The 2,600-nt window shown below is 69.4% G+C and carries 2 protein-coding genes; both read right to left on the bottom strand.

Features of this window, described 5'->3' with window-relative positions; all coding sequences use genetic code 11:
• Positions 1–876, bottom strand: an 876-nt coding sequence (mreC, locus tag GT354_RS05425) for a rod shape-determining protein MreC (RefSeq protein WP_161355026.1), incomplete at its 3' end; no start/stop codon positions are given.
• A 148-nt stretch (positions 877–1,024) separates the two neighbouring features.
• Positions 1,025–2,044 (bottom strand): rod shape-determining protein, encoded by a 1,020-nt coding sequence (locus GT354_RS05420; protein WP_078979486.1) that lies wholly within the window; start codon positions 2,042–2,044, stop codon positions 1,025–1,027.
• Between the last annotated feature and the right edge of the window lie 556 nt (positions 2,045–2,600).

Raw genomic sequence — 2,600 nt, 5'->3', positions numbered from 1 at the left:
CTGGGCCGCCGGTTCGACCGGCGGCGGCAGTACCGAGTCGCGCGGGTCCGCGCGCGGCGGTTCGACCACGACTCCGACGGTGTCGAGGCTGGAGAACCGCACATACGACTTGACCTCGACGGTGCGGGTCAGCTCGCCGGGCGTGTTCTTCATGTCGCCGACCTCGCCCACGGGGACGCCCGGCACGAACGGCCGGCCTCCCTGCGATCCGAACGTCACGAGCCGGTCGCCCTTTTTGACCTGGGCATGTGCGTTGAGCAGCTTGAGGCTCATCGGGCGGTCGCCGCGGCCGGTGGCGATCCCTATCTCCATCGACCCCGTGAGGCGCGAGCCGACCGCGAAGCCGGGGTCGGTGGCCAAGAGGACAGTGGAGGTCATCGGTCCCACCTGGGTGACCCGGCCGACCAGGCCGTCACCGTTGATCACGGTCATGTCGGTCTTGATGCCGTCGCCGTTGCCCGCGTCGATCGTGACGGTCCAGGAGAAGCCCTGGGCCGGTCCGATCGCCACGACCCGCGCCGGCTTGATCTTGTACTGCCCGGCCGCCGAGACCTTGAGCAGTCGGTCCAACTCGGCCGCGCGATTGCGGTCGAACTCGATGTTGTCCACCTGTTGGCGCAGCTTGGCGTTCTCGTCCTGCAGGCGCTTCTTCTCGCCCTCGTGGGACCCGGCGTCCTTGACCGCGTTGGCGGCCCGGCCGACGGGGTCCACGGCGGCGGACACGCCGCGTTCGGCGGGACCGAACACGGCCGAGGCCCAGTCGCGCACGTTCGCGACGGGCGAGTTCCGGCCACCGCGAATGTCCACGGTGATGAGGGCGAAAGAGATTGCCAGCAGCAGCACGAGGACCAGCCGACCCTGTCGGGAGTCCCTCACGATGCGCCCGCCCCTTTCGTACGTTGCGGCGCTATCAGTGCAGATGCGGTGTGCGGTCCCGATGGTCGGCACGTGCCGATCCCGGGCCTGTCACGGGTGTCTCGTCGCGCGCCGACGGGTGTCTTGCCGCGCGCCGATGCGATCGGCGTCAGCGACGCGGTTGCGCGTCGAGCACCTGCTGGAGCTTCTCGTATTCCTCGACGCACTTGCCCGCGCCCAAGGCCACCGAGTCCAGTGGGTTGTCGGCGATGTGGATCGGCATTCCGGTCTCGGTGCGCAGGCGCTCGTCGAGGCCGCGCAACAGGGCGCCGCCACCGGTGAGCACGATGCCGCGGTCCATCACGTCGCCGGCCAGTTCGGGCGGACACTGGTCGAGCGTGCTCTTGACCGCGTCGACGACCGTGTTGACCGGTTCCTCGATCGCCTTGCGCACCTCGGAGGTCGAGATCACGATCGTCTTCGGCAGGCCGCTGACCAGGTCGCGACCGCGGATCTCGCTGTGCTCGTCCTCGCCGAGGTCGAAGGCCGAGCCGATGGACATCTTGATTTCCTCGGCACTGCGCTCGCCCAGGAGCAGCGAGTACTCCTTTTTGACGTAGGCGATGATCGCGTTGTCCAACTCGTCGCCGGCCACCCGGATCGACTGGGCGGTGACGATGCCGCCGAGCGAGATCACCGCGACCTCGGTCGTGCCGCCGCCGATGTCGACGACCATGTTGCCGGTCGCCTCGTGCACGGGCAGGCCGGCACCGATCGCGGCGGCCATGGGTTCCTCGATGATGTGCACGCTGCGCGCGCCGGCCTGGCTGGACGCCTCGACCACCGCGCGGCGCTCGACGCCGGTGATGCCGGAGGGGACGCAGATGACCACGCGCGGGCGGGCGAGGTAGCGGCGGCGGTGCACCTTGAGGATGAAGTAGCGCAGCATCCGCTCGGTGATCTCGAAGTCGGCGATGACGCCGTCCTTGAGGGGGCGGATGGCGACGATGTTGCCGGGCGTGCGCCCGATCATCTTCTTCGCCTCGGCCCCGACCGCGAGGATGCCCCCGGTGGTGGTGTTCTTGGCGACCACCGACGGCTCGTTGAGCACGATGCCGCGGCCTCTGACGTACACCAGCGTGTTGGCCGTACCGAGGTCGACCGCCATGTCACGACCGATGAACGACAAGTTGTTCGCCATAAAAACTAGGGCCTTCCCGAGCTCGTAGCCATGAGGACATGAGCCGGCCGGGGCGTCGTACGAGGGACGCCGGACCGGCCGGCCTCAATCGTAGGCACGGTCGACCGACGGCATGAACCGCGACGTACCGGGGCACGGCTGCACCCTCCAACCACCATGACGTCAAGAGGGCGTGCGGGGTTGCGTGCCACGCGCGTCGAGTGGAGGGATTTCCCTCTAACAGCGCAGGGCGGCGCCGAATCGCCGCGTGGGGCGGTCACGCAAGAACCGGCACGGGCGGCCTTCGACAACTTTTCTTCGGGTGTACCGCTTCGGCGTGTCGCCGGGGAATCCCGCCCTGCGGGGACGGCCGGCGGGGTCGGATCGCCGCGCGCTCACCGCGACCGGGAGCGGGCCTCGCGGACGGTGCGGGTCGTGCCCGATGGCACCGACGGGGCGGGTCGTGCCGGCGGTGTCGACGGTGCCGGTTGTCGGGCACGGAAGGCATCGGTTCTCGGGTGCCGAGGGGGTCGTTGTCGGGTACCGAGGGGGTCGGTTGTCGGGT

It is taken from the genome of Streptomyces sp. SID3343 (genome assembly GCF_009865215.1).
Lineage (GTDB): Bacteria > Actinomycetota > Actinomycetes > Streptomycetales > Streptomycetaceae > Embleya.
The sequence above is the reverse complement of the archived record's forward strand: the minus strand, read 5'-3'. Positions and strand labels throughout refer to the sequence as shown.